The 25199-nt window shown below is 59.5% G+C and carries 22 protein-coding genes and 1 tRNA gene; 13 read left to right on the top strand and 10 right to left on the bottom strand.

Going from position 1 to position 25199, the window contains the following annotated elements:
* The first annotated feature begins 2 nt into the window (after positions 1 to 2).
* From D3P04_RS18400 to D3P04_RS18380, 5 genes are all read left to right on the top strand, one after another.
* Positions 3 to 1676 carry an ABC transporter ATP-binding protein gene (locus D3P04_RS18400; RefSeq protein WP_119751339.1) on the top strand — a complete coding sequence of 558 codons (1674 nt, stop codon included), beginning with the start codon at positions 3 to 5 and terminating at the stop codon, positions 1674 to 1676.
* Positions 1660 to 2832, top strand: a complete 1173-nt coding sequence (locus D3P04_RS18395; RefSeq protein WP_119751338.1) for a M20 aminoacylase family protein — start codon at positions 1660 to 1662, stop codon at positions 2830 to 2832. Before D3P04_RS18400 ends, D3P04_RS18395 begins: the two co-directional genes overlap by 17 nt.
* Entirely contained in the window at positions 2829 to 3968 is a 1140-nt protein-coding gene (locus D3P04_RS18390) for a M20/M25/M40 family metallo-hydrolase (RefSeq protein ID WP_119751337.1), read from the top strand. The genes D3P04_RS18395 and D3P04_RS18390 overlap by 4 nt, the downstream gene beginning before the upstream one ends.
* A 269-nt stretch (positions 3969 to 4237) precedes the next feature.
* A complete protein-coding gene (locus D3P04_RS18385) occupies positions 4238 to 4696 on the top strand; it encodes a hypothetical protein (RefSeq protein ID WP_119751336.1) in 459 nt (152 codons plus the stop codon).
* A gap of 53 nt (positions 4697 to 4749) precedes the next feature.
* Positions 4750 to 6945: a M10 family metallopeptidase gene (locus D3P04_RS18380; RefSeq protein ID WP_119751335.1), complete on the top strand. Its 2196-nt coding sequence runs from the start codon at positions 4750 to 4752 to the stop codon at positions 6943 to 6945.
* 18 nt (positions 6946 to 6963) lie between these two features.
* Here D3P04_RS18380 and D3P04_RS23985 read toward each other — a convergent pair whose 3' ends face one another.
* Positions 6964 to 7047, bottom strand: a complete 84-nt coding sequence (locus tag D3P04_RS23985; RefSeq protein ID WP_408634395.1) for a DUF6635 family protein — start codon at positions 7045 to 7047, stop codon at positions 6964 to 6966.
* Positions 7048 to 7182: 135 nt separating this feature from the next.
* On the opposite strand from D3P04_RS23985, the gene D3P04_RS18375 reads away from it, so the two are divergent.
* Complete coding sequence (locus tag D3P04_RS18375; protein ID WP_119751334.1) at positions 7183 to 9660, top strand: M10 family metallopeptidase C-terminal domain-containing protein; 2478 nt, start codon at positions 7183 to 7185, stop codon at positions 9658 to 9660.
* A 19-nt stretch (positions 9661 to 9679) separates the two neighbouring features.
* Here D3P04_RS18375 and D3P04_RS18370 read toward each other — a convergent pair whose 3' ends face one another.
* From D3P04_RS18370 to D3P04_RS18330, 9 genes are all read right to left on the bottom strand, one after another.
* Positions 9680 to 10513 (bottom strand): DUF6635 family protein, encoded by an 834-nt coding sequence (locus tag D3P04_RS18370; RefSeq protein ID WP_119751333.1) that lies wholly within the window; start codon positions 10511 to 10513, stop codon positions 9680 to 9682.
* 62 nt (positions 10514 to 10575) lie between these two features.
* Positions 10576 to 10660 (bottom strand) — tRNA-Leu (locus D3P04_RS18365).
* A 121-nt stretch (positions 10661 to 10781) separates the two neighbouring features.
* Entirely contained in the window at positions 10782 to 11702 is a 921-nt protein-coding gene (gene rocF, locus D3P04_RS18360) for an arginase (RefSeq protein ID WP_119751332.1), read from the bottom strand.
* A 184-nt stretch (positions 11703 to 11886) separates the two neighbouring features.
* Entirely contained in the window at positions 11887 to 13212 is a 1326-nt protein-coding gene (locus tag D3P04_RS18355) for a pyruvate dehydrogenase complex dihydrolipoamide acetyltransferase (protein ID WP_119751331.1), read from the bottom strand.
* A 12-nt stretch (positions 13213 to 13224) separates the two neighbouring features.
* The gene (locus tag D3P04_RS18350) at positions 13225 to 14643 is read right to left on the bottom strand and encodes a pyruvate dehydrogenase complex E1 component subunit beta (RefSeq protein ID WP_119751330.1); all 1419 of its coding nucleotides are present in this window, start codon (positions 14641 to 14643) and stop codon (positions 13225 to 13227) included.
* A 14-nt stretch (positions 14644 to 14657) separates the two neighbouring features.
* Entirely contained in the window at positions 14658 to 15692 is a 1035-nt protein-coding gene (pdhA, locus tag D3P04_RS18345; RefSeq protein ID WP_119751329.1) for a pyruvate dehydrogenase (acetyl-transferring) E1 component subunit alpha, read from the bottom strand.
* Positions 15693 to 15797: 105 nt separating this feature from the next.
* On the bottom strand, positions 15798 to 16091 hold the full coding sequence (locus tag D3P04_RS18340) for an FtsB family cell division protein (RefSeq protein ID WP_119751448.1): 294 nt from the start codon (positions 16089 to 16091) through the stop codon (positions 15798 to 15800).
* Between the two features lie 68 nt (positions 16092 to 16159).
* Entirely contained in the window at positions 16160 to 16939 is a 780-nt protein-coding gene (locus D3P04_RS18335) for a 23S rRNA (adenine(2030)-N(6))-methyltransferase RlmJ (RefSeq protein ID WP_119751328.1), read from the bottom strand.
* Between the two features lie 509 nt (positions 16940 to 17448).
* Positions 17449 to 17676, bottom strand: a complete 228-nt coding sequence (locus D3P04_RS18330) for a DUF1127 domain-containing protein (RefSeq protein WP_232845081.1) — start codon at positions 17674 to 17676, stop codon at positions 17449 to 17451.
* A 327-nt stretch (positions 17677 to 18003) separates the two neighbouring features.
* Between D3P04_RS18330 and D3P04_RS18325 the strand changes: the two genes are divergently transcribed.
* The 7 genes from D3P04_RS18325 to D3P04_RS18290 form a co-directional block, all read left to right on the top strand.
* A complete protein-coding gene (locus D3P04_RS18325) occupies positions 18004 to 19086 on the top strand; it encodes an Mrp/NBP35 family ATP-binding protein (protein WP_119751446.1) in 1083 nt (360 codons plus the stop codon).
* A 696-nt stretch (positions 19087 to 19782) separates the two neighbouring features.
* Positions 19783 to 20301, top strand: a complete 519-nt coding sequence (locus D3P04_RS18315) for a division/cell wall cluster transcriptional repressor MraZ (protein ID WP_119751326.1) — start codon at positions 19783 to 19785, stop codon at positions 20299 to 20301.
* 3 nt (positions 20302 to 20304) lie between these two features.
* On the top strand, positions 20305 to 21276 hold the full coding sequence (rsmH, locus tag D3P04_RS18310) for a 16S rRNA (cytosine(1402)-N(4))-methyltransferase RsmH (RefSeq protein WP_119751325.1): 972 nt from the start codon (positions 20305 to 20307) through the stop codon (positions 21274 to 21276).
* A complete protein-coding gene (ftsL, locus tag D3P04_RS18305) occupies positions 21273 to 21608 on the top strand; it encodes a cell division protein FtsL (RefSeq protein WP_119751324.1) in 336 nt (111 codons plus the stop codon). Before rsmH ends, ftsL begins: the two co-directional genes overlap by 4 nt.
* Positions 21605 to 23437: a peptidoglycan D,D-transpeptidase FtsI family protein gene (locus D3P04_RS18300; protein WP_119751323.1), complete on the top strand. Its 1833-nt coding sequence runs from the start codon at positions 21605 to 21607 to the stop codon at positions 23435 to 23437. Before ftsL ends, D3P04_RS18300 begins: the two co-directional genes overlap by 4 nt.
* Positions 23434 to 24933, top strand: a complete 1500-nt coding sequence (locus D3P04_RS18295; RefSeq protein WP_119751322.1) for a UDP-N-acetylmuramoyl-L-alanyl-D-glutamate--2,6-diaminopimelate ligase — start codon at positions 23434 to 23436, stop codon at positions 24931 to 24933. The genes D3P04_RS18300 and D3P04_RS18295 overlap by 4 nt, the downstream gene beginning before the upstream one ends.
* Positions 24930 to 25199: Mur ligase domain-containing protein (locus D3P04_RS18290; protein ID WP_232845080.1), on the top strand; the 270-nt coding region annotated here is incomplete at its 3' end. The genes D3P04_RS18295 and D3P04_RS18290, both read left to right, overlap by 4 nt.

Here is a 25199-nt window from a genome sequence, read left to right as displayed (position 1 = left end):
TCATGCAGTTCAAGTCACGAAACTTCGACGCCAGCCCCGTCGCCCTGACCGCCGAGAACCTGACGGTGACGTTGCCGGATACCGCCGGACAACCACAGGTTCTGAATAATATCGACATAACCATCAGGCAGGGCGAAACGGTCTGTCTGGTTGGTGAATCCGGGTCGGGAAAATCCGTCACATCGCTTGCGATCATGGGGTTGCTGCCCGAGGCACTGCAGGTCACCCAGGGCAGGATCAATCTCGAAGGCCGGGATCTGCTACCGCTTACGCAGGTGCAGATGCGCGAATTGCGCGCCGCCCGGGTCGCGATGATCTTTCAGGAGCCGATGACCGCGCTTAATCCCGTGCTGCGGGTGGGCGATCAGATCATGGAGGTCATGGAGCTTCACACCGAACTTTCTGCAGCCGAGCGGCGCGCGCGGGCCATCGCGATCATGGAGCAGGTTCATCTGCCGGATGTGCCACGTATTTTCCGGTCTTATCCGCATCAGCTTTCCGGCGGCCAGCGGCAGCGGATCATGATCGCCATGGCGCTGGTGCTGGAGCCTGTCCTGCTGATCGCGGATGAACCTACGACCGCGCTTGACGTGACTACGCAGAAGCAGATCCTGTCGCTGATCGCGGAATTGCAACGGGTTCATGGCACTGCCGTTCTGTTTATCACTCATGATATGGGTGTCGTGGCCGAAATCGCGGATACGGTCTATGTGATGCGGCGCGGTGAGATCGCCGAACATGGCCCGGTCGAACAGCTTCTCCGGCAGCCCCGGGCCGAATACACGCGCGAACTTCTGACGGCGGTGCCCAGCCTGTCGCCGCGCGCGCCCAGACCGGCCGGAGATGAGGCGGTGCTGCAGGTCACAGATCTGAACAAGATATATGGCGGCGGCGGGTTGTTGCGGAAACTCCCCGAGACTCACGCGGCCAAGGATGTCAATTTTACCCTTCACCGCAGTCGGACATTGGGGATTGTCGGTGAATCCGGTTCGGGCAAGTCCACTGTCGCACGCTGTATCATGCGGCTGATCGATCCGTCATCGGGGCAGATCCTGCTCGACGGCAAGGATATCGCCAGTCTTGGCCGGAACGCCCTTAAGCCCCATCGCAAGAAACTTCAGGTGGTGTTTCAGGATCCGATGCGGTCGCTGAACCCCAGATGGAAGGTTGCCGACAGTCTGATCGAAGGGCCGTTGAATTACGGCACCTCGCGCAGGGAGGCGCTGGCAGAGGCTGGCCGGATGCTTGAATTCGTCGGGCTTCCCGAAGGTTCATTGCGGCGCTATCCCCATCAGTTCTCGGGCGGGCAGCGGCAACGGATCGCCATCGCCCGCGCGGTGATGATGCGCCCGGATGTTCTGGTCGCCGACGAGGCGGTCTCGGCGCTTGACGTTTCGGTTCAGGCACAGGTTCTGAGCCTGCTTGACCAGTTGCAGCAAGAATTGGGCATCGCCATCGTTTTCATCACCCATGATCTGAGGGTCGCGGCACAGATCTGCGACGATGTGATCGTGATGCAGCAGGGCGTTGTCGTCGAACAGGGCTCTGCTGCCGAAGTGCTGGTTCATCCCCGGCACGACTATACCCGCACCCTGATCGAGGCCGCGCCCGGCCGCAAATGGGATTTCCAGAACTTCCGAGAAATGACCGAGGTGAACCATGCCGATCCTGCCTGAAATCCAAGCATTCACGCCAGAGCTCGAAGAGGTGTTTCGCGATCTGCATGCAAACCCCGAAATCGGTTTCGAAGAAACCCGAACCGCCGGGATCGTCGCCGCGAAATTGCGGGATTTCGGCTTTGACGAGGTTCACGAGAATATCGCCGGAACCGGTGTCGTCGGATTACTTCAGGGGCGGGGCAAGGGAAACCGCCGGGTCGGATTGCGCGCAGACATGGATGCGTTGCCCATCGAAGAGACCAGCGGGCTGGACTATGCCTCGACGGCGCCGGGCAAGATGCATGCATGCGGTCACGACGGCCATACGACCATGCTGCTGGGCGCGGCGAAATATCTTGCCGGCAGCCGGAATTTCGACGGCACGGCGGTCATGATCTTTCAACCCGCGGAAGAGGGGCTTGGCGGCGCGCGCGGGATGATCGCCGATGGCTTGTTCAAGCGCTTTCCGGTTGATGAGGTTTACGGGATGCATAACGACCCGTCGGGCGACCCGCAAAGAGCCAAGATTTGCAAGGGGACTGCGATGGCGGGGGCGTCATTCTTCGATATCCGCGTGAAGGGCAGGGGCAGCCATGCCGCCATGCCGCATCAGTCGCGCGACGCCCTGATGATCGCCTCGGCGCTGGTCGGGCAGTTCCAGTCCATTCTGGGCCGCAACCTGCCACCGCTTGAAAGCGCCGTTCTGTCGGTCACGCAGATCCATTCGGGCAGCGCGTATAACGTGGTTCCCGAAACCGCGTGGATCGCGGGCACCGTACGATATTTCAAGACCGCAAGCCGGGATCTGATTGAAACCCGGATGCGCGAGATCTGCGAAGGCTTTGCCAAAGGTTTCGGCGTGACCATCGATGTCGAGTTTCGCAATATTTTCGACGTATTGAACAATGATGCGGTTCTTGCGGATGAATGGCTGGCGGCGGCGGCTGATGTCGTCGGCGCCGATATGGTCACCGATCAATGCGAACCCGCGACCGGCTCCGAGGATTTCGCCGATATGCTGCAGGTCGTTCCCGGTGCTTATGGAAGGGTTGGTCATGCGGGTACGGTGCCGCTGCACAATCCGGGCTTTGTGCTTGACCCCGGGATATTGCCGGTGGGCGCATCCATTTACGCCCGCATCATTGAACGCCGTCTGCCATTGGAGGTCGCATGAACCCGCTGAATTTGCCTTTTGACGATGATGAAATCCTGAAAGGGCTGCGGCCCTGGATCGAATGCGAAAGCCCCACATGGGACGCGGCGGCGGTCAGCCGCATGACGGCGTTGGCGGCACGCGATCTGGCCGCGATCGGCGCGAGCGTCGAGATCCTGCCGGGAACGCAGGGCTTCGGGGATTCGGTCCGCGCGACCTTTCCGCACCCGGATCAGGGCCGTAAAGCCGGTATCCTGATTTCAGGGCATCTGGATACGGTCCATCCCGTCGGAACACTTGAGAAACTGCCTTTCCGGCGTGAGGGCGGATTGTGCTACGGGCCGGGAATTCAGGATATGAAGGGCGGTAATTATATCTGCCTTGAAGCGATGCGCCAGATCCAGAAAGCCGGGCTGCAGACCCCGCTGCCGGTGACCTTCCTGTTCACGCCGGATGAGGAGGCGGGCACCCCCTCGACACGGCAGTTGATCGAGGATGAGGCGCGGGACAAACGGGCCGTTCTGGTGCCGGAACCTGCGAAAGAGGATGGCGGCGCGGTGATTGGACGCTATGCGATCGCCCGCTTCAACCTTCTGACCCATGGCCGGCCCAGCCATGCCGGATGGGCGCTTAAAGACGGGCGATCGGCGATTGCCGCCATGGCCCGCAAGATTCTTGAGATCGAGGCGATGACAACGGAGGATTGCACCTTTTCCGTCGGTGTCATCCATGCGGGGCAATGGGTGAATTGCGTGTCCTCGGAATGCCGCGCCGAAGCGCTTACGATGGCCAAGACCCAGGAGGATCTGGACGGCGGAGTCGCTGCGATGGAAGCTCTTCAGGGCGAGGAGAACGGTGTCACTTTCGAAGTTACGCGGGGCGTGACCCGCCCGGTCTGGTCACCCGACAATCCCGGCACGCTGGAGCTTTACGAAATGGCAAGGAAGTTTTCCGCGGAACTGGGCTTCGAGCTGACCGCAGGAAGTTCGGGCGGCGGATCGGATGGCAATTTCACCGGCGCTATGGGCGTTCCCACCCTGGATTCCATCGGGGTGCGAGGCAAGGGGTTGCATACCCTGAACGAACATATCGAGATCGAAAGCCTGAGTGAACGCGCCCGGCTTGCGGCGGGATTGCTGATGACCATCGGCGCTTGATTAACCCGGAACATGCGCAGGGTTGGAATGCGCGAGGCAGGCAAGCAAAGATGGTCTCGGACCTGTTTTTTTGCAGTAGGCGGCAGCTTGGCCGTTAATTGGCTGTTGAATTGAAACGGGAACGGTCTGTTACGGATCTCGTGTGGCCGGCTTTGAGATAAACCATCTTTCGACACAGTTCTCGACGCGCCGGTTGAAAAATGATAGTAAAAAACTACAGGAATCTCGTGAGATGGCTTCACCTGATGCCAGCCTGTTGTGGAAGCTGTATGATGTATCGTGTTGGTCTCATCTGTGCTTGTGTAATCGTTGCGGTAAGCGCATTCGTGCCTCCGATGTCCCAGGCGCGACAGCTTGACCGCAAGGTCATCCTGCTAAGCTGCCCTTCCGATATTGCCGAACCGAAGCGGCTTTGTCAGGCAATGGTACAAGCCTTGGCCGAAGCAATCCCGTCCAGTATTATCCGGAATGTCGCGCCAGGCGATGAGATACCATCCCGGCCCGGCGATGTGGGCGTGGCATTGGTGATGTCCGATGTGACCGCGCAGGGGATGACCGGCAGGCTCGACTGGCAGATCGGGCAAGGCCCGCGCCAGCTTGGCCCCGAGAGATGGCTTGACGTAATGGACGCGACGGGTTCACCGAAAATCTATGATCGATTCGCGCGCTCGATCGTAGATGCAAGTGAAGGGATGCTGAAAGCCATCGACCCGGCCCGTAGAGAGTAATGCCGAATTTCCGCCGCGGAACTGTGGAAGATAACGCAAGATAAAGGTTTACCATGTCTCAGATGTCAAATACCGGCAGCACCCTGATCTCAAACATGATTGCAACGCCATTTGCGGCCGGGGTTTCGGGAATCCACCGGGCGGATATTATTGAAACCAGAGACGCCCCGGACGACGCGACAACCGATTACAGGATCGGGGCAGGCGACTCGTTCAGCGGCAATCTGGATACATCTGGCGATCGGGACTGGGTGGCGATCAACCTGACCGACGGAGCAAGCTATAAGTTTGATCTGATGGGCGCCAATAGCGGTATGGGGACGCTGTCCGACACTTTCCTATACCTTTACGATTCCAGAGGGAATCTTATCGGCACTGATGACGATGGCGGGATGGGATTTGAAGCGTCGATGGCCTTTACGGCAGATGTTACGGGAACCTATTATCTGTCCGCGGCAAGTTACAGCGACAACGAAACCGGCACTTACAGGTTGGCCGTTGAAAGAATGGGGCCTGCTTCACTGGACAGGCTTGCCACCTATCTGACAGATGGGTTCTGGAAAGATCAGGGTGAGCTTCCGCGTGCCTTTGATACCTCGGCCAGCAATCAGATATCTGCTGATATCAGTGGATTGACAGTCGCAGGACAGCAACTGGCGCGCTGGGCGATGCAAGCCTGGGAGATGGTTGCCAATATCGATTTCCGGATCGTCAATAATTCCAACGCACAGATCGTGTTCGACGACCACAACAGCGGAGCATATTCCACCTCGAATTTGACCGGTGGCAGGATTATCGATTCCGCCGTCAATATCGGCACCAACTGGCTGACGACCTATGGTACGACATTGGACAGTTATTCATTTCAGACCTATATCCATGAGCTTGGACATGCGTTGGGTCTGGGGCATCAGGGCAATTACAATGGATATGCCTCATATGGAATCGATGAAGATTTCATAAATGATAGCTGGCAACTATCCATCATGTCCTATTTCAGCCAGACGGACAACATAACCGTCAGTGCCGATTACGCCACTCTGTTGACGACAATGATGGTGGATAATATTGCCGTTCAAAGCTTGTACGGCCGTCCCGGCGGCTCCAGCCCAACGGCGGGGAATACCATTTGGGGGGTGAATACCAACCTCTCGGGTTATATGGTCCATTTTGCCGATTACCTGGCCGGTGGTGATGGAAACGGGCATTTTTCTGGCGGAGCCCCGGTCGCGCTCACCATATTCGATCGCGGTGGCCGCGATACGCTGAACCTTTCATTCTCCACGGGCAATGACCGGGTTTCGCTAAGACAGGAAACATTTTCGGATATTGACGGTGTGGCGGGCAATCTGGGCATCGCGCGCGGCACCCTGATCGAAAACCTGATCACCGGTTCGGGCAATGATTTCATTCAGGGGAATAGCGTTTCGAATGAAATCAGCGCCGGTTCGGGCAACGATACCGTGCGGGGCGGATATGGTGCGGAGCAGTTGTTCGGTGGAAGGGGCAATGATCGATTGCTTGGCGAGACGGGAAACGACATTCTTGCCGGCCAGATGGGGGACGATCGCCTCTATGCCGGCACCGGACGCGATCAGCTTTGGGGCGGAGACGGGAATGATACGCTTTACGCTGGCGATGGAAACGATCGTGCCTATGGCGGCGGGGGACGCGATCAGCTTTTCGGTGGCGGCGGCTTTGACAGATTGTTCGGCGGGGGCGGAAATGACCGGCTGTTTGGCGGTGCGGCGCATGACCGGCTGAATGGCGCCGCCGGTCATGATCAGTTGAATGGCGGAGACGGCTACGACACGCTGCTTGGCGAAGGCGGGAATGATACATTGCATGGGCATGGCGGAAACGATTCGCTGCTGGGGCATGCCGGCAATGATGTGCTGTATGGTGGCGGTCGGGCGGACACGCTTCGCGGAGGGATCGGCGACGACAGGTTGTATGGCGAAATCGGCAACGATGTGCTGTTCGGCGGCGCCGGGGCTGATATGTTCCTCTTCTCGGCCGGCGATGGTCATGACGTCATCAGGGATTTCAGCAGCACTGACGCCGAGGATATCAACCTGATCCAGATCATCGCGATCGATAGTTTTGCCGATCTGGTGAATAACCATCTTCGGAATGTGAATGGTGACGCCATGATCGTATACGGCACCGGCTCGATCCTGCTTGCCGGAGTCAATTTTGGCGCTGTGGGGTTCGGCCGGGCTTATGATGCCGATGATTTCATCTTCTGATGGGGGATAAGCGCCGTTTCAGCTTCGCAATGAGTGCCAGAGGCCCGGCAAGACGTCAAACAGGTCTCCGAACCGCGCCAGCAGATGCTCTCGTTCGGACAATGACAGATTTTCTCATAGCTTGTCAGCCCATGTAAAGGACTGCTAAATTCCCGTTATACTCGTTATATTCGCCCGGTAAGGTAACGCCGGATTTCGTCCTGAAACCGTGGAAGATTGCATAAAAAGAGGTTCAGTATGTCCTATATGTCAAATGTCGGCGGCTCTCTTGCCTCGAACCGGATCGAAACGCCTGTCGTGCCGAATGAAGCGAGTGTGACCACCTCGGCCGAGATTATCGAAGGCGCTGATGCCGCGTCCGATGCCAGTACTGCTTACAGAATAAATGCCGGGGATTCATTTAGCGGCAATATGACGCGCGGCGATGAAGATTGGCTGGCAATCGAACTGACCGCCGGTGAGACTTATAACTTTAAAATAACTTATGATGGTAACGCAGCGGGGGCTACGGTTTACGTTGATCTTTTGGTTTACGATTCCGACGAAAATCAAATCTCAAACTACGTTTTTTTTGAGGATCCGACTCAAATCGTTGTTTATGCAGACACAACCGGCACTTATTATGTAGACGCATATTCTTGGTCCACCGGAGGAGGCCGTTATCTGCTGCAGTCGGAAAAACTGGCTCCAGGCACCCCGAACGAAATTGCCAATCACCTGACGCATGGAGCGTGGATGGCAGAGGATGGCAAGGATTGGCGCGCCTTTGACACTTCGGGCAGCAATCGGATCACTGCAGATATCAGCGGGTTGAATGCCACGGAACGGCAAGTTGCAATCTCGGCGATGGAAGCCTGGGAGATGGTTGCCGACATCGATTTCCAGATCGTGAGTAATCCCGCAGCACAGATCGTGTTCGGCACGGGGCTTTTTGATGATACTCCCGGAAATTTTTACGGCCATTTTCTCGCAACCAGCGAAGTGACCGGCAACAGGATTACCCAATCCGTCGTCAATGTCGGTACCGGAAACCCCGAATCCCCTTTGCTGGACAAATTTATAGTGCCGGGTAGCTATATTTTCCAAACCTACTTGCGTGAATTAGGACGGGCACTTGGTCTCGGGTATAGTGTGCCTGGAGAATTCGCGAATGATAGCTGGGATGAATCCGTCATGTCTCAGATCCCGGCAGAGGGTCATGGGATATCCGAAGGCTTTGAAGAGAATTTTACGACCGTAATGACTCCGAGGGTGGCCGATATCGTTGCCATCCAGAGTCTTTACGGTGTGGCCGACCGCTCCAGTCTGACGGCGGGAAATACCATCTGGGGAGAAAATTCCAACCTCTCGGGTTATATGGCGAATTTTACGGATTATCTGCTTGGTGGGGAGAGGGAACCCACATTACTCAGCGGTTACCCGACGGAGCTGACGATCTTTGATCGAGACGGAGATGATACGTTGAACCTTTCCCGTTCCACGACTCATGATCGGATCTCGCTGCGGCAGGAAGAGGTTTCGGATATCTATGGAAGGGTCGGTAATCTGGGCATCGCGCAGGGAACCCTGATCGAGAACCTGATCACCGGTTCGGGAAATGATTTCATTCAGGGGAATAGTGTTTCGAATGAAATCAGGTCCGGCGCGGGCAACGATACCGTGCGGGGCGGATATGGTGCGGACCAGCTGTTCGGCGGAAGAGGCAATGATCGATTGCTTGGCGAGACGGGAAACGACATTCTTGGCGGCCAGATAGGAGACGATCGCCTCTATGCCGGCGCGGGACGCGATCAGCTTTGGGGCGGAGACGGGAACGATACGCTTTACGCCGGCGAGGGCGACGATCATGCCTATGGCGACGCCGGGAATGATCAGCTTTTCGGTGGCGGTGGCTTTGACAGATTGTTCGGCGGGAGCGGAAATGACCGGCTGTTTGGCGGCGCGGCGCATGACCGGCTGAAGGGCGGTGGCGGTCATGATCTGTTGAATGGTGGAGACGGCTACGACACGCTGCTTGGCGAAAGCGGGAATGATACGTTGCACGGGCTTGGCGGAAACGATTCGCTGCTGGGGCATGCCGGCAATGATGTGCTGTATGGCGGCGGCCGGGCGGATACGCTTCACGCAGGGATCGGCGACGACAGGTTGTATGGCGAAATCGGCAATGATGTGCTTTTCGGTGGCGACGGCAGGGACAAGCTTTTTACCGGCGCCGGAAATGACAAAGCATATGGCGGCACCGGCAAGGACGATATTTTCGGCGGCGCCGGGAAGGATCAGCTTTTCGGCGGTGCCGGGAATGACCATCTTTTCGGTGATACCGGGGGTGATCGGCTTTTCGGCGACTCTGGCAATGACGCGATATTCGGCGGCGACGGCAATGATCAACTTTTCGGCGGCGCCGGGGCCGATACTCTGACAGGCGGAGGAGGCCGCGATACCTTCACCGGAGGTGGTGGGGCTGATATGTTCCTCTTCTCGACCGGCGATGGTCATGACGTCATCAGGGATTTCAGCAGCACTGACGCCGAGGATATCAACCTGACCCAGATCATCGCGATCAATAGTTTTGCCGATCTGGTGAATGATCATCTTCGGAATGTGAATGGTGACGCCATGATCGTATACGGCACCGGCTCGATCCTGCTTGCCGGGGTCAATTTTGGCGCTGTGGGGTTCGGCCGGGCTTATGATGCCGATGATTTCATCTTCTGATGGGGGGATAAGCGCCGTTTCAGCTTCGCAATGAGCGCCAGAGGCCCAGCAAGACGTCAAACAGGTCTCCGAACCGTGCCAGCAGATGCTCTCGTTCAAGGCTGGAGGCGGCGTTTTCCTGATCGAGTCGCTTCAGAAGCTGTAGCAGGCGGCGGCGATGCGTACCGGTCAGAACTTGCACCGGATCTGCAATGAGACCGGCAAATGTGGTCACGACAGAACCGATCATGGCAAGAACGACCCCGGTCAGGATGACTTGCGCCGGGGTCATCGCGACGGGGAAGACCGAATACCACATCCGGCCAAGCCCCTTTCCAAGCAGGAATTCATTTACCGCGCCCGAATAGGCCCGCATTTCCGCCATGGGACCTGCAAGCGAGATAATTCCTGGCGTCGCCTGATGGAACAGCAGCAGCCCGGCAATCAGCACCAGAAGCGATGTCGTGATCTCTGACACGGCGTTTCTTGTCTCAACATGGCGGGCGATCCGGGCTTCGATGATTTCCGGCGGAGTATCCGGCACAATTCCCTGGGCGGATAATCGTGTGACAAAGGCGTGCAAATCGGCTTCGATCCGGCGCGCCATATCGGATTTCAGGAAAATGTGCCGGCGCGCCAGCCATGCTCCGACGCGCTTTGCACCAACCGCGGAAAACAGAATAGCTGCCAGTTTGATCAGCAGAAAGATCGGCGCCAACGCCACATTCACGGGCGCGCGCAGCAAATCCAGCCCGAAAGCGGCCCGGTGCAGCGCAAAGGTGCCGCAAATGCCGTATCGGGCCTTTACAAAGCGGTCCACCTCGGTGCGGCGCAAAATATCATCGTTACGGTTTTCAGTGGCGGCGCGGGGCATGAGATATCCGAATCTGGGCGTTCTCTATCTCTTCAATATGGTGCTTTGGGCGGCGCCTTAAATGGTGCGGGCGGCGGGAGTCGAACCCGCACGGGCCAAGCCCTAGCGATTTTAAGTCGCTTGTGTCTACCGTTCCACCACGCCCGCCTTATTCACCACTCAGGGCCGTTTCAGAAAGTGGCTAGCCAAGCGCTGCGGATTAATCAAGCGGAACTTGCACAACGGTTTTACACAGAAACCTGCAATATGTCTGCCGGATGACTTTGCCCTAATAGCTGCGGGTCGGACGGTCGAATACCTTCCTGCCCATAAGCGAACCGACAAGATCGACCATCAGCTTGGCAGTCCGGCCGCGCTCGTCAAGAAACGGATTGAGCTCCACAAGATCCAGCGACGACACCAACCCGGATTCGTGCAGTAATTCCATCACCAGATGCGCTTCGCGGAAAGTGGTGCCTCCGGGAACGGTTGTCCCGACGGCGGGCGCGATCGACGGGTCAAGGAAATCGACATCCAGAGAGACATGCAGCAGGCCATTCGCCGCCTGAACCCGGTCAAGGAAACTGCGCAAAGGGGCGGCAATGCCCTGTTCGTCAAGGACGCGCATATCATTGACCGTGACATCGCTGTTTTGCATGGCCGCAAGCTCTGCCGGATCCACGCTTCGAATCCCGAACATGCAGATATTCTCGCCGGGGATCGGCGCGGGAAAATCCGGGAAGGGCGCAAAACCCGGGCGGCCAATGGCATAGGCCATCGGCGTGCCGTGCAGGTTGCCGGATGTCGTGGTCTGGATACTGTGGAAATCGCTATGCGCGTCCAGCCAGATCACGAATTGCGGGCGCCCCAGCCGGGCCGCATGGCTGGCGACACCGGCGACGCTGCCAAGCGCAAGTGAATGGTCGCCCCCCAGGATGATTGGCATCCCGTCCGCCAATGCGGCGGATGTGGCGTCGCGCAAGGCTTTCGTCCAGCCGATGATTTCAGGCAGGTGATGAACTGCGGGATTGTCGCAGATCTCCTGTCCCGGGGCCGCAGGAACAACATCACCCCGATCCTCGACACTGTGACCAAGAGCCTCAAGCGTTTTCACAAGGCCCGCCACGCGATAGGCTGCGGGGCCCATCAGGCAGCCCGGGCGGCGCTGTCCTTCGTCTACGGGCGCGCCCAGCAGGATGCAGTGGGTCATCCGGGTTCCTCCTGTTATCGTTGCGAGTGGACCATATCAGCTTGGGCCTGCATTGCCATATCTGCTGTGCGGCGATGGATCGGAACTGCTGGGCACGGAAATCAATACATCGGAATATACGACATCTATGGATATGAAAAAGGGGCCGTAATGGCCCCTTCTTATTCGATATTCTGTCGCCGGTTCAGGCCAGCATTCCCATCGGATTTTCCAGATGGTTGACGATTTTCGCAAGAAACTGTGCCCCCAGCGCGCCGTCAATGACCCGGTGATCGACCGAAAGCGTCATCGACATGACATTGCGCACCACAATTTCGCCATCCTCGACCACCGGGGTCTGGATGCCTGCACCCACGGCAAGGATTGCGCCATGTGGAGGATTGATGACGGCGTCGAAATTCTCGATGCCGAACATGCCCAGATTCGAGATCGCAAAGCTGCCGCCCTGATATTCATGTGGCGCCAGTTTCTTGTTCTTGGCGCGGGTGGCGAGATCCTTCATCTCGGTAGAAAGCGCGGACAGGGTTTTCTGATGCGCGTCCTTCAGAACCGGGGTAAACAGCCCGCCTTCGATCGCTACTGCCACCGCGACATCCGAAGGCTTCAGCTTGATGATCCGGTCGCCCGCCCAGACGGCGTTGGCGTCGGGAACCTCTTGCAGGGCAAGCGCACAGGCCTTGATGATGAAATCGTTGACCGACAGCTTGACGCCCCGCGCTTCAAGCTGCTTGTTCAGGTCGCCGCGGAATTTCATCAATGCATCCAGCTTGGCCGAGCGGCGCAGGTAGAAATGCGGGATGGTCTGCTTGGCTTCGCCCAGACGCTGGGCAATGGTGCGGCGCATGCCGTCAAGCGCGACTTCTTCCGTTTCGCGGTCGGCATAGATTTTGGCGATCGCGTCCGCAGATGGTCCGGCTGGTGCTGCCGCAGCCGCAGGGGTTGCCGCAGCTTCGGATTTGGCCGGTGCCGCGCCCGGTTTGGCGTTCTCGACATCTGCCTTGACGATCCGGCCGCGCGGACCGCTGCCCTTGACCGCTGTAAGGTCCAGACCTTTTTCGGCGGCGATACGGCGTGCAAGCGGAGATGCGAAGAGCCGGTCGCCGCTATCGGATTTCGGCGCCGCAGGAGCCGGAGAGGCAGAAGCCGCAGGGGCCGATGCATCGGCTTTAGGGGCAGCCGCTTCAGGCGCTTCGGCCTTGGGCGTTTCGGTGGAGCTGTCCGATTTGGCCGGGGCGGCGCTTGTCTTGCCGATGTCATCGGCGCTCTCGCCATCTTCCAGCAGCACGGCAATCGCGGTGTTGACCTTGACGCCGGCCGTTCCTTCCTCGATCAGGATCTTGCCGATTTTGCCTTCATCGACGGCCTCGAATTCCATCGTGGCCTTGTCGGTCTCGATCTCGGCGATGATATCGCCGGATTTGACCTCATCGCCCTCTTTCACCAGCCATTTCGCCAGCGTGCCTTCCTCCATCGTCGGAGAAAGCGCGGGCATCAGGATTTCCGTTGGCATGTCGCTTACTCCTTACTTGTAGGTGACCTTCTTCACCGCTTCGACGATCTCGGGCACGGTGATAAGGGCGTGCTTCTCGAGATTGGCGGCATAGGGCATGGGCACATCCTTGCCGGTACAGTTGATCACCGGAGCGTCCAGCCAGTCGAAGGCGTTCTCCATGATATGGGCGGACAGGTGATTGCCGATGGAACCCACCGGGAAGCCTTCCTCGACCGTGACGCAGCGGTTGGTTTTCTGGACCGACTCGATCACGGTTGCATAATCGATGGGGCGCAGGGTGCGCAGATCGATCACTTCTGCCTCGATCCCTTCCTCGGCCAGTTTCTCCGCGGCGTCCAGCGCATGAGTCATGCCGATGCCGAAGCTGACGATGGTGACATCGCTGCCCGACCGGGCCACGCGGGCCTTTCCGAAGGGGATGGTGAAATCATCCATGTCCGGAACTTCGAAACTGCGGCCATAGAGGATTTCATTCTCGAGGAAGATCACCGGGTTGGGATCGCGGATCGCGGATTTCAGCAAACCTTTCGCATCGGCTGCAGTAAATGGCATCACCACTTTCAGGCCGGGGATTGCGGCATACCAGGCGGTGTAATCCTGACTGTGTTGTGCCGCCACGCGGGCAGCCGCGCCGTTCGGTCCGCGGAACACAATGGGGCAACCCATTTGTCCGCCCGACATATACAATGTCTTGGCGGCAGAGTTGATGATCTGGTCAAGCGCCTGCATGGCGAAGTTGAAGGTCATGAACTCGACGATCGGGCGCAGGCCGGCCAGGGCTGCCCCGGTGCCGATACCGGTAAAGCCCATCTCTGAGATCGGCGTGTCGACCACGCGGCGCGGACCGAATTTGTCCAGCAGGCCCTGCGAAATCTTGTAGGCACCCTGATACTCGCCCACTTCCTCACCCATGAGGAAAACCGTCTCGTCGCGGTCCATCTCTTCTTCCATGGCCTCGCGCAAGGCTTCGCGCACGGTCATGGTTTTCATCTTGGTGTCTTCCGGCCAATCCGGGCTGCGGTCGGCCGTTGCCGCTGCAGGCTCGGATTTCGAGGCGGCGGGGGCGGATTCCGCGCGGGTGGTCGTCTGGCCGGTATCGTTGGGATGACCGCCTTTGTCATCCCCGTCCGAATCAGCGTCATCCGAACCGGCGGAGGCACTGGCCTGAATATCGTCGGCGCTTTCGCCTTCCTCGATCAGCACGGCGATGGGGGCGTTGACCTTCACGCCCTCTGTTCCTTCTGTCACGAGGATTTTGCCAAGAATGCCCTCATCCACGGCTTCGAATTCCATCGTTGCCTTGTCGGTCTCGATCTCGGCGATGATATCGCCTGCCTTGACCTCATCGCCTTCCTTTTTCAGCCATTTCGCCAGCGTGCCTTCTTCCATGGTCGGCGACAGGGCGGGCATCAAGATTTCAGTTGCCATATTCGATCGCTCCCTTACGCGTGCTCTTGGGCCGAACCCTGCGGCAGGTCTTCGGCGTAAATATCGGTCCACAATTCATCCAGAGCAGGCTCGGGGCTGTCCTTCGCGAACTCGGCCGCGTCGTTCACGATTTCCTTGATTTCCTTATCGACGGATTTCAACTCGTCCTCGGTCGCGTGTTTGCCCTGCAACAGCAATTCCCGGACATGTTCGATGGCGTCGCGCTCGTCACGCATCTTCTGCACTTCTTCACGGGTCCGGTATTTCGCCGGATCGGACATGGAGTGTCCGCGATAGCGGTAGGTCATGATTTCCAGGATATAGGGACCCTTGCCCGCGCGGCAGTGGGCCACGGCTTTCTCGCCCGCGGCCTTGACGGCCAGAACATCCATGCCGTCCACCTGTTCGCCCGGGATGCCGAAAGCTTCGCCGCGACCGAACAGGCTGTTCGATTTGGTCGAGCGCTTGACCGAAGTTCCCATGGCATATTGGTTGTTCTCGATCACGAAGATGACCGGCAGCTCCCACAGCTCGGCCATGTTATAGGTCTCGTAGACCTGACCCTGGTTTGCCGCGCCGTCACCGAAATAGGTGAAGGTGACATTGTCATTGCCCAGATATTTGTCGGCGAATGCCAATCCGGCCCCAAGCGGCACCTGAGCGGCGACAATGCCGTGACCGCCATAGAAATGCTTTTCGCGGCTGAACATATGCATCGAGCCGCCCTTGCCTTTGGAATAACCGCCCTCACGGCCGGTCAATTCGGCCATGACGCCGCGCGGATCCATGCCGCAGGCAAGCATATGCCCATGATCGCGATAGCTGGTGATGCGCTTGTCACCCTCTTTCGCGCATGCCTCAAGGCCGGTAACGACAGCTTCCTGTCCGATATAAAGGTGACAAAAGCCGCCAATCTGACCCATGCCGTAAAGCTGGCCTGCCTTTTCCTCGAATCGGCGGATCAACAGCATGTCACGGTAGTATTTCAGCAGTTCGTCCTTGGATGTATTGGACGGCGCCGGTTTGCTGGCAGCGGGTTTTCTGACCATGCGGGCATTCCTCCTGCGGGGCTGGTTCGAAATAGTTCAGCGTTAAACTATCCGTATCGCATCCCGAAAGTCGGTGCAATGCGGGAATCCCACAAGGCCGAGGACCTATTGAATGATGATCTCGTCAGGGCGTATCAGGCCCAGAACTTCGCGCGCACGTTCGTCCAGCAGGTCGAGATCCAGATACTCGTCCGAAAGCCGATGCGTCAGGTTCTGCATCTCGCTGACCTCTTTTTGCAGGCGCTGGCGTTCGATCATCAATTCTTCGGCCTCCGACTCGACCTGGACGCGGCGAAGAATGCCGGAGGGGCCCTGCACCGCGGCAAAGGCGAAATAAAGACCAAGCATGAAAATCAGTACGAAAAAGATACTGCTGCTGATCGACAGACGCTGGGACATGTTGAACTGCTCGTTTGTTTTGCTGGGATCATGCCACAGACGGGCGGGCAGGGGAATCCCCCGCAGACTCATGCCTGCGTCTGGAATATTTTTTCAATCCGTGCTGCCTCATCGGTCAGGCCCCATGGCGGGTTGCTGACGAACATGCCTGACCCGATCATGGAATGGCCGGGGCGGGCGGGCGGAAAGCGGATTTCCGAGATCAGTGCTCCCGGATGTGCCGAGCGCAGGGTTTCGGTCATCGGAAGATGGCGCAGATCTGTCAGGATCGGGTACCAGAGCGCGATGATGCCCACATTCCACTTGCGGGTCAGATGGGCAATCTGGCGGGGTAGCTCCGCATAATCCGTCTTGATCTCGAAGCTGGGGTCGATCAGCAACAGTCCCCGGCGGGGGCTTGGCGGACAGATCGCCTGTGCCATTTGCAACCCGTCCTCGTGCCGGATCGTTGCGAAGCCGGCGATCCGGGTCAGGGCGGCATGTTCCGCCGGATGCAGTTCGGCAAGGAAGGCGCGATCACCCGGGCGCAGAAAATGACCGGCGATCAGCGGAGAGCCGGGATAGGCCGATGCGCCGTGTCGCGCCCGCGTTTCCGCCAGTGCGGCCAGCAGGGGGTGGGTCGACGCAAGCCAGCCTTCCGCCTCGGCGCGGAGAATGCCGGCCTGCGCTTCGCCGGTCCTGGCCGCTTCGGGACTGTCAAGATGATACAGTCCGCGCCCGGCATGCGTCTCGATATAGGTCAGCGGTTTGTCTTTGCGGGTCAGGTAATCCATGACCGTCGCAAGCAGGGCATGCTTGTGCAGATCGGCTGCGTTTCCGGCGTGATATGCGTGCTGATAACTAAGCATGACACGGACATAGCCTTGTCTGCCGGTTCCGAAAAGAGGGGAAAGAAGGGTGCGGCGACGCCCAGGGAGGAGGAGGGGCGTCGCCGCTCAACGCTGGCCCAGGGAGGAGGAGGGGCCGCGTATGGGGTGCGGTGAAGGCCCGGGAGGAGGATGGGCCGGCACCGCAAACGACAGGCTGGGAGGGAGGAGGAGTCGCCCGTCGCATTCTTTTGCCGCAGATAAGGCGGCTATGGGGTGCGGTGGCTGCCGGGAGGAGGAGTGGCATCACCGCAAACGACGGATGGGAGGGAGGAGAAGACCCGTCGTATGTTTTTGCCGCGATTCAGGGCGGCTATCTTTTGCGGCGGCTCCTGGGAGGAGGTGGGAGCCGCCGCCTGCATCCGAAAGCCCATGGGAGGAGGAGAGGGCTGCGGAGCGTTCTTTGGGCGACGCCCTCCGGGGAGGAGGAGAGGAGGGCGCCGCCATATCCCGACCCATTGGGAGGAGGAGAGGGCCGGGAAAGCGAATTCTTATTTGCCGTCGCTATATGCCGCTTCGTGGGCCAGACGGGTGATCATCGAACGGCTGATACCCAGATCCGCAAGATCGCGGGCGGTCAGCGCGTTGAGTTCACGCAGCGTCTGGTGATAGATTGCGCGGCGTGCGCGGTTTTCCTGCATCCGCTGGATCGCATTCAGCAGTCGGCCACGCAGGCCGGTCGTTTCGACGGCTTGTTGGGTCTGAGCGATAACAGCCATGATGTCTTCCTTTCTTCGTCACGTCCTGCGTCAGTGCCCGGATTGACCCTGCGCTTCGGTTGATTGAAAGATGGACCTTATGCTGCAGTTGCACAATCCATTCTTTTGCCAATGCTGCTATGCAGCGGGCGCATGGCTTGGGCGTTTTTGTAGAAAATAACGTAATGAAAATGTGATTAAAAACCTCTGTCATAAAATTGTTAGCGTTAATGCTGCATGCGCGAAATTACTGCTGAGCCATGGGTTTGACAGTTATCCGTTCCGGCGGTTGCCGTGAGGTTTCATTTGGACCATGCTGCAACGCAATTCAATTGCGAGGCCGATAACATGTCCGTTGATCGCGAAGTTGTCCTTGGGGAAATCTCTGAAATCCGCTTGCCTGGCGGGGAAACGCTGGGGCAGGCCGATCTTGTCCGGGCTTTGACCATCGAAGGTGGGCATGTCCGATTCGTGCTGGAAGTCCGGGATGCCGCGATGGCCCGCGAACTGGCGGGCGTGGAAGATGAGGCGAGGCGCCGGCTGATGGCCCTGCCTGCCGTGGATCGCGTGGATATCGTCATGACCGCCCCGGCTCCCCGTCAGGCGGCGCCAGCGGGTGGCGGCGCGCCGTCGCTGAAGATTGGCGGGCATCCGACGGCGCAGGCCGGACCGCAACCGATTCCCGGTGTGCGCAATATTATCGCGATAGGGTCGGGCAAGGGCGGGGTCGGCAAATCCACTGTGACTTCTAACCTGGCGGTTGCGCTGGCCCGCGCGGGGCGTAAGGTCGGATTGCTTGACGCCGATATATATGGCCCGTCGCAACCGCGGATGATGGGGGTGACCGGACGCCCGGCCAGCCCCGACGGCCAGAGGATCGAGCCGTTGCATGCGCATGGCGTCACCGTGATGTCGATCGGACTGATGCTCAAGGAGGGCGAAGCCGTGGTCTGGCGCGGTCCCATGCTGATGGGGGCGATGCAGCAATTGCTTCAGCAGGTCAATTGGGGCGAGTTGGACGTGCTGTTGATCGACCTGCCGCCGGGGACCGGCGATGTGCAGCTCAGTCTCTGCCAGAAAGCCGCGGTCACCGGGGCACTGATCGTCTCGACCCCGCAGGATATCGCATTGCTGGATGCGCGCCGGGCTATCGACATGTTCCGCAAGCTGAAGGCGCCGGTTCTGGGGCTCATTGAAAACATGTCGACTTATGTCTGCCCCAATTGCGGGCACGAGGCGCATCTGTTCGGTCACGGCGGTGTGGCGGCCGAGGCGAAGGAGCTTGGATTGCCCTTCCTCGGGCAGTTGCCGCTTGAGCTGGATGTTCGGCTGGGCGGAGATTCCGGGCGGCCGGTGGCTTTGGATGACGGGCCGACGGCCCGGGCCTATGCCCAGCTTGCCGACCGGCTTGTAAAGGGCGGCATGGCCTGATTCGGGCATTTGCTGCTGATCGCGGCCCGGTTTTCCGGGCGGCGCATGTTCCATGGTTGGGCTTTCAGCCGCGCGACGGGGCGGGATTGGCTGCGCAGATACCGTATTTGGGAAATTCCGGGAATGATGGGAATTCATGGAATCGGAGGGGCGAATCGCGCTCCCGGTTCTGTGATTCGCTGTGATGAACGAGAATTTTGGCGTGAATCGCAGGAGTTCAGGATGGATTAACTGGCGACTGGCCGGTGATACGGGATTTTGTGCCACACATTCATATTCTCTATATATGGTAGTTAATTTTACTCAAGATACGAATTGTTGATGTATCGGAGTAATTTCTTCCATATTTTCTGGAATGTAAACGCGATAGTTCAAATAAAAAACGCTGTCTGAGGGTAAAATTCCGTTGCTTCCCATGAAATCCCATGTCACAACTTAATCACGGAAACGGGCAGTGAAAGGGACAGCAAGATCCCACGAAGGCGAAGCAGGCTTCATACAGGCACCCGTTTTCTAAATCGAGCCGTCCATGCGTGTGAGCAGCACCATCCCCCAAGGTGACGCGTGACAGGATGGCCACCCCGAAAGGGGCCCAGCAATTGGGAACGAGGGTGGCGGATCGGGCAGTGGCAGCGGCCCGGTCCGCCTTTCTCTTTCGGGCGGGCGAAAGAGCAGGACAGTGAGGGCGGTCGACAGGTGGCGCGCAAGTTCAGAGGCACCGAAAGCGTCAAGCTGGATGGCAAGGGTCGGATGTCGATCCCGGCCAAGATGCGGCGTGTTTTCGATGCCGGTGATCCCTCTTTCTCTTCCTCGAATACCGGCCGCACCCAGATCGTCGCGGTTTACGGCCCGGATCAGTGGAACTGGCTGGAGCTTTATACGATCGAGGCCGCCGACGAGATCGACGAGCAGATCGACCGGCTGACGCGCGGCAGCAAAGAGCGCCGCTGGCTGGAACAGCTGATGAATGGTCAATCCACAGATCTCGAGATCGACCGCGACGGGCGTCTGGTTTTGCCGTTGCGCCTGCGGGAAAAGCTGGGGCTGACCGACGGGATCGAGGCCGTGTTCGCCTCGCATGGGGATTACGTCAAGGTCTATCATCCGGAGTCACCTCCGAAAGACATCGAGGAACTCGAAGAGTTCACTGTCTCGAAGGGTCCGGGCTTCGACCCGCGACAATTCCTTAGCGAAGTGGATGAGGGCGAGGGATAGGCGATGGATGCACCGCATATTCCCGTTTTGCTGAAACCGCTTCTCGAAGCGGTTTCTCCTGTTTCCGGGGTCTGGGTTGACGGCACCTTTGGCGCGGGCGGTTATGCGCGGGGGCTTCTTGATGCCGGGGCCGGGCAGGTGATCGGGATCGACCGGGATCCGGCAGTTTTCGAAATGGCGCGGGACTGGGCCGGGCAATATGGCGATCGGCTGAAATTGGTCGAGGGCGAATTTGCCGATCTGGACCGGCTGGCAGGTGAGCCGCTTGACGGCGTGGTGCTGGATCTTGGGGTCAGTTCCATGCAGCTTGATCAGGCCGGGCGCGGTTTTTCCTTTTTGCGCGACGGTCCTCTGGACATGCGGATGGGGCAAGAGGGACCCTCGGCAGCCGATCTGTTGAACGAAGCTGAGGAATCAGTGATCGCCGATGTGCTGTATCATTATGGCGAAGAACGCGCGTCCCGTCGGATCGCGCGGGCCATTGTCGCGGCGCGCCCCCTGACCCGTACGATTCAGCTTGCCGAAATCGTGGCCCCTTGTCTGCCCCGTCCCAAACCCGGGCAAAGCCATCCGGCGACCCGCAGTTTCCAGGCCATCCGCATCTGGGTCAATGACGAGTTCCGTCAGCTCGTGAACGGTCTTTCCGCTGCCGAGCGAGCCTTGCAGGTGGGCGGAAAGCTTGCCGTGGTCAGCTTTCATTCGCTTGAGGACCGGATCGTCAAGCGGTTCATGCAGGCACGCTCGAACAGCGCCGGTGGCGGCAGCCGATACGCCCCGGCGACCGAAACCGCGCCCGCCGCGTTCACCTTGCCTTTCCGCCGCGCGGTAGGCCCTGACGCGGATGAAAGCGAGGCGAATGCCCGCGCGCGTTCGGCACTTTTGCGCGTGGCAATCCGCACCGACGCGCCTGCAGCGGAGCTGGATGAAGGCATGCTGGCAATGCCACGCCTTCCCGGCAGAAAGGGCGCAAGATGAAGTCGATTGTTTATCTGGCATGCATCCTGATCGTGATGGGGCTGGCGTTCTGGGCCTATCGGGAAAATTACCGCACCCAGGCCGCAATGAGCGAAATGAGCGATATTCAGCGGGACATTGCCGGCCTGCGCGAGGAGCTTGGCATCCTGCGGGCTGAATGGGCCTATCTCAACCGTCCGTCACGCCTGCGCGAACTGGTGGATCTGAATTTCGAGCGGCTGCAACTGGTACCGATCGAATCCGGTCAGTTCGTCGATCTCGACAATGTCGATTATCCCAAACCGCCCGCGGAGCCTGCCGAGGACGCCGCGACCAATGAGGACCAGCCATGATCCGCACGCCTCTGCGCCCTTTGGCCCGTATTCTCCGTGCCCGTGAACGTGGCGAGAATCCCGATGAGATAGAGGCGGAAAACCGTCGCCGGCGCCATGAAGAGATTCAGGACAAGGCGAGGCGCCGTGCCGAAGGGCGGCTGTTCCTGATGGCCGCCTGTTTCGTGCTCGCTTTCACGACTGTCGGCCTGCGCATGGGCGTTCTTGCGTCGAGCGAACCCAGCGAGCCGCTTTCGCAAGTGATGAGCGCACAGATCATTTCGCAGCGCTCCGATATCACCGACCGGAATGGTCGCGTGCTGGCGATGAACATGCTGACCTATTCGCTTTATGCGCATCCCTATCAAATGGTCGATCCGGTTGCCGCGGCTGAAGGGTTGGCGAAAATCTTTCCGGATCTCGAACTTGCCGATCTGAAAAAGGATTTCACCAGCGACCGCAAATTCATGTGGATCAAGCGCAAGATCAGCCCCGAGCAGATGCAGGCGGTTCACGATATCGGCGAACCCGGGCTGCTGTTCGGTCCGCGCGAAATGCGGATTTATCCGAATGGCCGGATCGCGAGCCATATCCTTGGCGGTTCGGGCTTCGGGGCGGAAGGCGTCAGCAACGCCGAGGTGATCGGCATCGCGGGCGTCGAAAAGGCCTTTGACGGATGGCTGCGCGATCCGGCCAATAACGGCGCGCCGCTTGCGCTTTCCATCGATCTGACAGTGCAGTCCGCAATGGAGCGCGTTCTTGATTCCGGTATGAAGCTGATGAACGCGAAGGGCGCGACCGCCGTATTGATGGAGGTGGATACCGGAGAGGTCGTCGCGATGGCGAGCCTGCCGGATTTCGATCCCAACGACCGGCCTCGCCCGTTGCTGAAGGGCGATCCGTCTGACAGTCCGCTGTTCAACCGCGCGGTTCAGGGCCAGTACGAGCTTGGCTCGACCTTCAAGATATTCCCGGTGGCGCAGGCGCTTGATTTGCAGCTGATCAACCCCAACAGCGGCATCAATTCGAAAAGCCCGATGAAGATCGGCAAGTATCTTATCCATGATTTCCACAATTACGGTCCGCAACTGAGCGCGACGGATGTGATCGTGAAGTCATCGAATGTCGGCACGGTTCGGATCGCCCAGATGATCGGCGTTGATCGTCAGAAGGAATTCCTCAAGGATCTGGGTTTTTTCCAGGCGACACCTATCGAAATGGTTGAAGCGCCGACCGGCAAGCCGCTGGTGCCTCCGCGCTGGCCCGCTGTGACCTCGGCGACGGTTGCCTTTGGGCATGGGCTCGCGGCAAGCCCGCTGCATCTGGCCTCGGCCTATGCCACGATTGCCAATGGCGGCAAACGGGTCGCGCCCACGCTCGTGCATGGCCGCAAGCGTCCGACAGGCGAACAGGTCATGTCCACGCGTGCGGCGGACATGGCCGTCAGCATGCTGCGGCAGGTGGTGACAAGGGGTACCGCAAGCCGGGCCGAGGTCGAGGGTTATGAAATCGCAGGCAAGACCGGCACCGCCGACAAGCCGCGTCCGAGCGGCGGCTATTACGATAACAAGGTGGTGGCCACATTCGCCTCGGTCTTTCCGGCGAGTAAGCCGAAATATTCACTGGTCGTCTCGCTGGATGAGCCCTCGGTCTCGGTGGGCGGCGGGGGCGAAAGCCGTACCGCGGGCATGACCGCCGTTCCGATCGCTGCGGAACTGGTTCGCCGGCTTGCGCCGCTATTGGGCCTGGAAGCTGTCACCGACGAAAAGCTGCCACAGATCACACCCCGGATCGCCACACGTGTTGAACCTGGTTCCGAGGATGCGGTAAAGGTCGTATCGAACGAATGACGGGTGAAGCGGTGGGTCAGGTCTCGAAGAAACTGTCGCAACTGGGATTGCGGGGCAGAGACGGGCGCGATCCCGTTATCTCGGGGCTTTCGGTGGATAGCCGGACGGTCAAGCCGGGGCATCTCTTTGCCGCCTTGCCGGGTTCGGCCATGCATGGCGCGGAATTCATCCCCTATGCGCTGCGCATGGAGGCCAGCGCCGTCCTGACCGATCGCAAGGGCGCCGAGATGGCCGCCGATGCGTTCCGGCGCTGGGATGGTGCGGTGATCGTGGCCGAGGATCCCCGCGCCGCGCTGGCCGGCGCCGCCGCGCTTTGGTTCGAGACACAGCCCGAACATGTCGTGGCCGTTACCGGCACATCGGGCAAGACCAGCGTCGCGACATTTACCCGCCAGATCTGGCAGGCATTGGGTCACAAAGCGATCAGCCTTGGAACCATGGGGGTCGAAGGCGATTATCACGCCCGGCTGGCCCATACCACGCCCGAACCCATCACCCTGCATCGTGTCCTGTCCGAGGCGGCGCTTGCCGGCGTGACCCATGCGGCCATGGAGGCATCCAGCCATGGCCTGGATCAGCGACGGTTGGACGGCGTGCGCGTCGAAGCCGGAGCGTTCACGAATTTCACGCAGGACCATCTGGACTATCATGCCGGTTTCGAGGAATATTTCGCTGCCAAGGCCCTGCTTTTCAACCATCTTCTCGAAGATGGCGAATCCGCTGTGATCAATATCGATTCGGAACATGGCCGGCGCATGGTCGATATCGCCAGGGATCGCGGACTGGCCCTGACCACCATCGGACAAAACGAAGAGGCATTGCTGCGCATCCTTGGCCAGCGTTACGATGCGACCGGGCAGGATTTGCGGTTTTCGGTAATGGGACAAGCCCATATGGTGCGCTTGCCATTGATCGGCGGCTTTCAGGCCGAGAATGTTCTGGCTGCCATGGGCCTTGCCCTTGCCTCGGGCGACAGCGCCGAAGAGATCATCGCAGCGATGCCGGATTTGCGGACCGTTCGGGGACGGATGCAGCTTGCCGCATTGCGGGAAAACGGCGCGGCGGTCTTTGTCGATTACGCGCATAAACCCGGCGCCCTGATCGCGGCGCTGCAATCGCTGCGCCCGCATGTGATGGGCCGGATCATCGTGGTCTTCGGTGCGGGTGGCGACCGTGACCGGGGCAAGCGCCCGCTGATGGGTGAGGCTGCGCGCCAATATGCGGATGTCGTGATCGTCACCGACGACAATCCCCGCAGCGAGGACCCGGCCGCAATCCGCGCCGCGATCATGGCGGCCGCCGGTCCCGAAGCCACCGAGGTCGGCGACCGGGCCGAGGCAATCCTGCGTGGCGTCGATGCGTTGCAGCCCGGCGATGCGCTGCTGATCGCGGGCAAGGGACATGAAACGGGGCAGATTGTCGGTCAGGATGTCTACCCGTTCGACGATGCCGAGCAGGCCTCGGTCGCCGTCGCGGCACTGGATGGCCGGATATGAGCCTCTGGACTGCAGCCGATGCCTCTGCCGCGACCGGGGGAAGGGCGCAGGGCGACTGGGCGGCGACCGGTGTCTCGATAGACACCCGGACGATCCGGCCCGGCGATCTGTTCGTGGCGCTGACCGATATCCGGGACGGTCATGATTTCGTGGCGCAGGCGCTGGAAAAGGGTGCCGCGGCCGCCATGGTCAGCCGCATTCCCGATGATGTGCCGCATAACGCTCCGCTGCTGATCGTTCCCGAGGTGCTGCCTGCGCTTGAGAAA

Origin of the sequence: Paracoccus onubensis (assembly GCF_003591515.1) — a bacterium.
In the GTDB taxonomy this organism is placed as follows: Bacteria; Pseudomonadota; Alphaproteobacteria; order Rhodobacterales; family Rhodobacteraceae; genus Paracoccus; species Paracoccus onubensis.
This window is presented reverse-complemented; position numbering and strand designations above follow the sequence as displayed.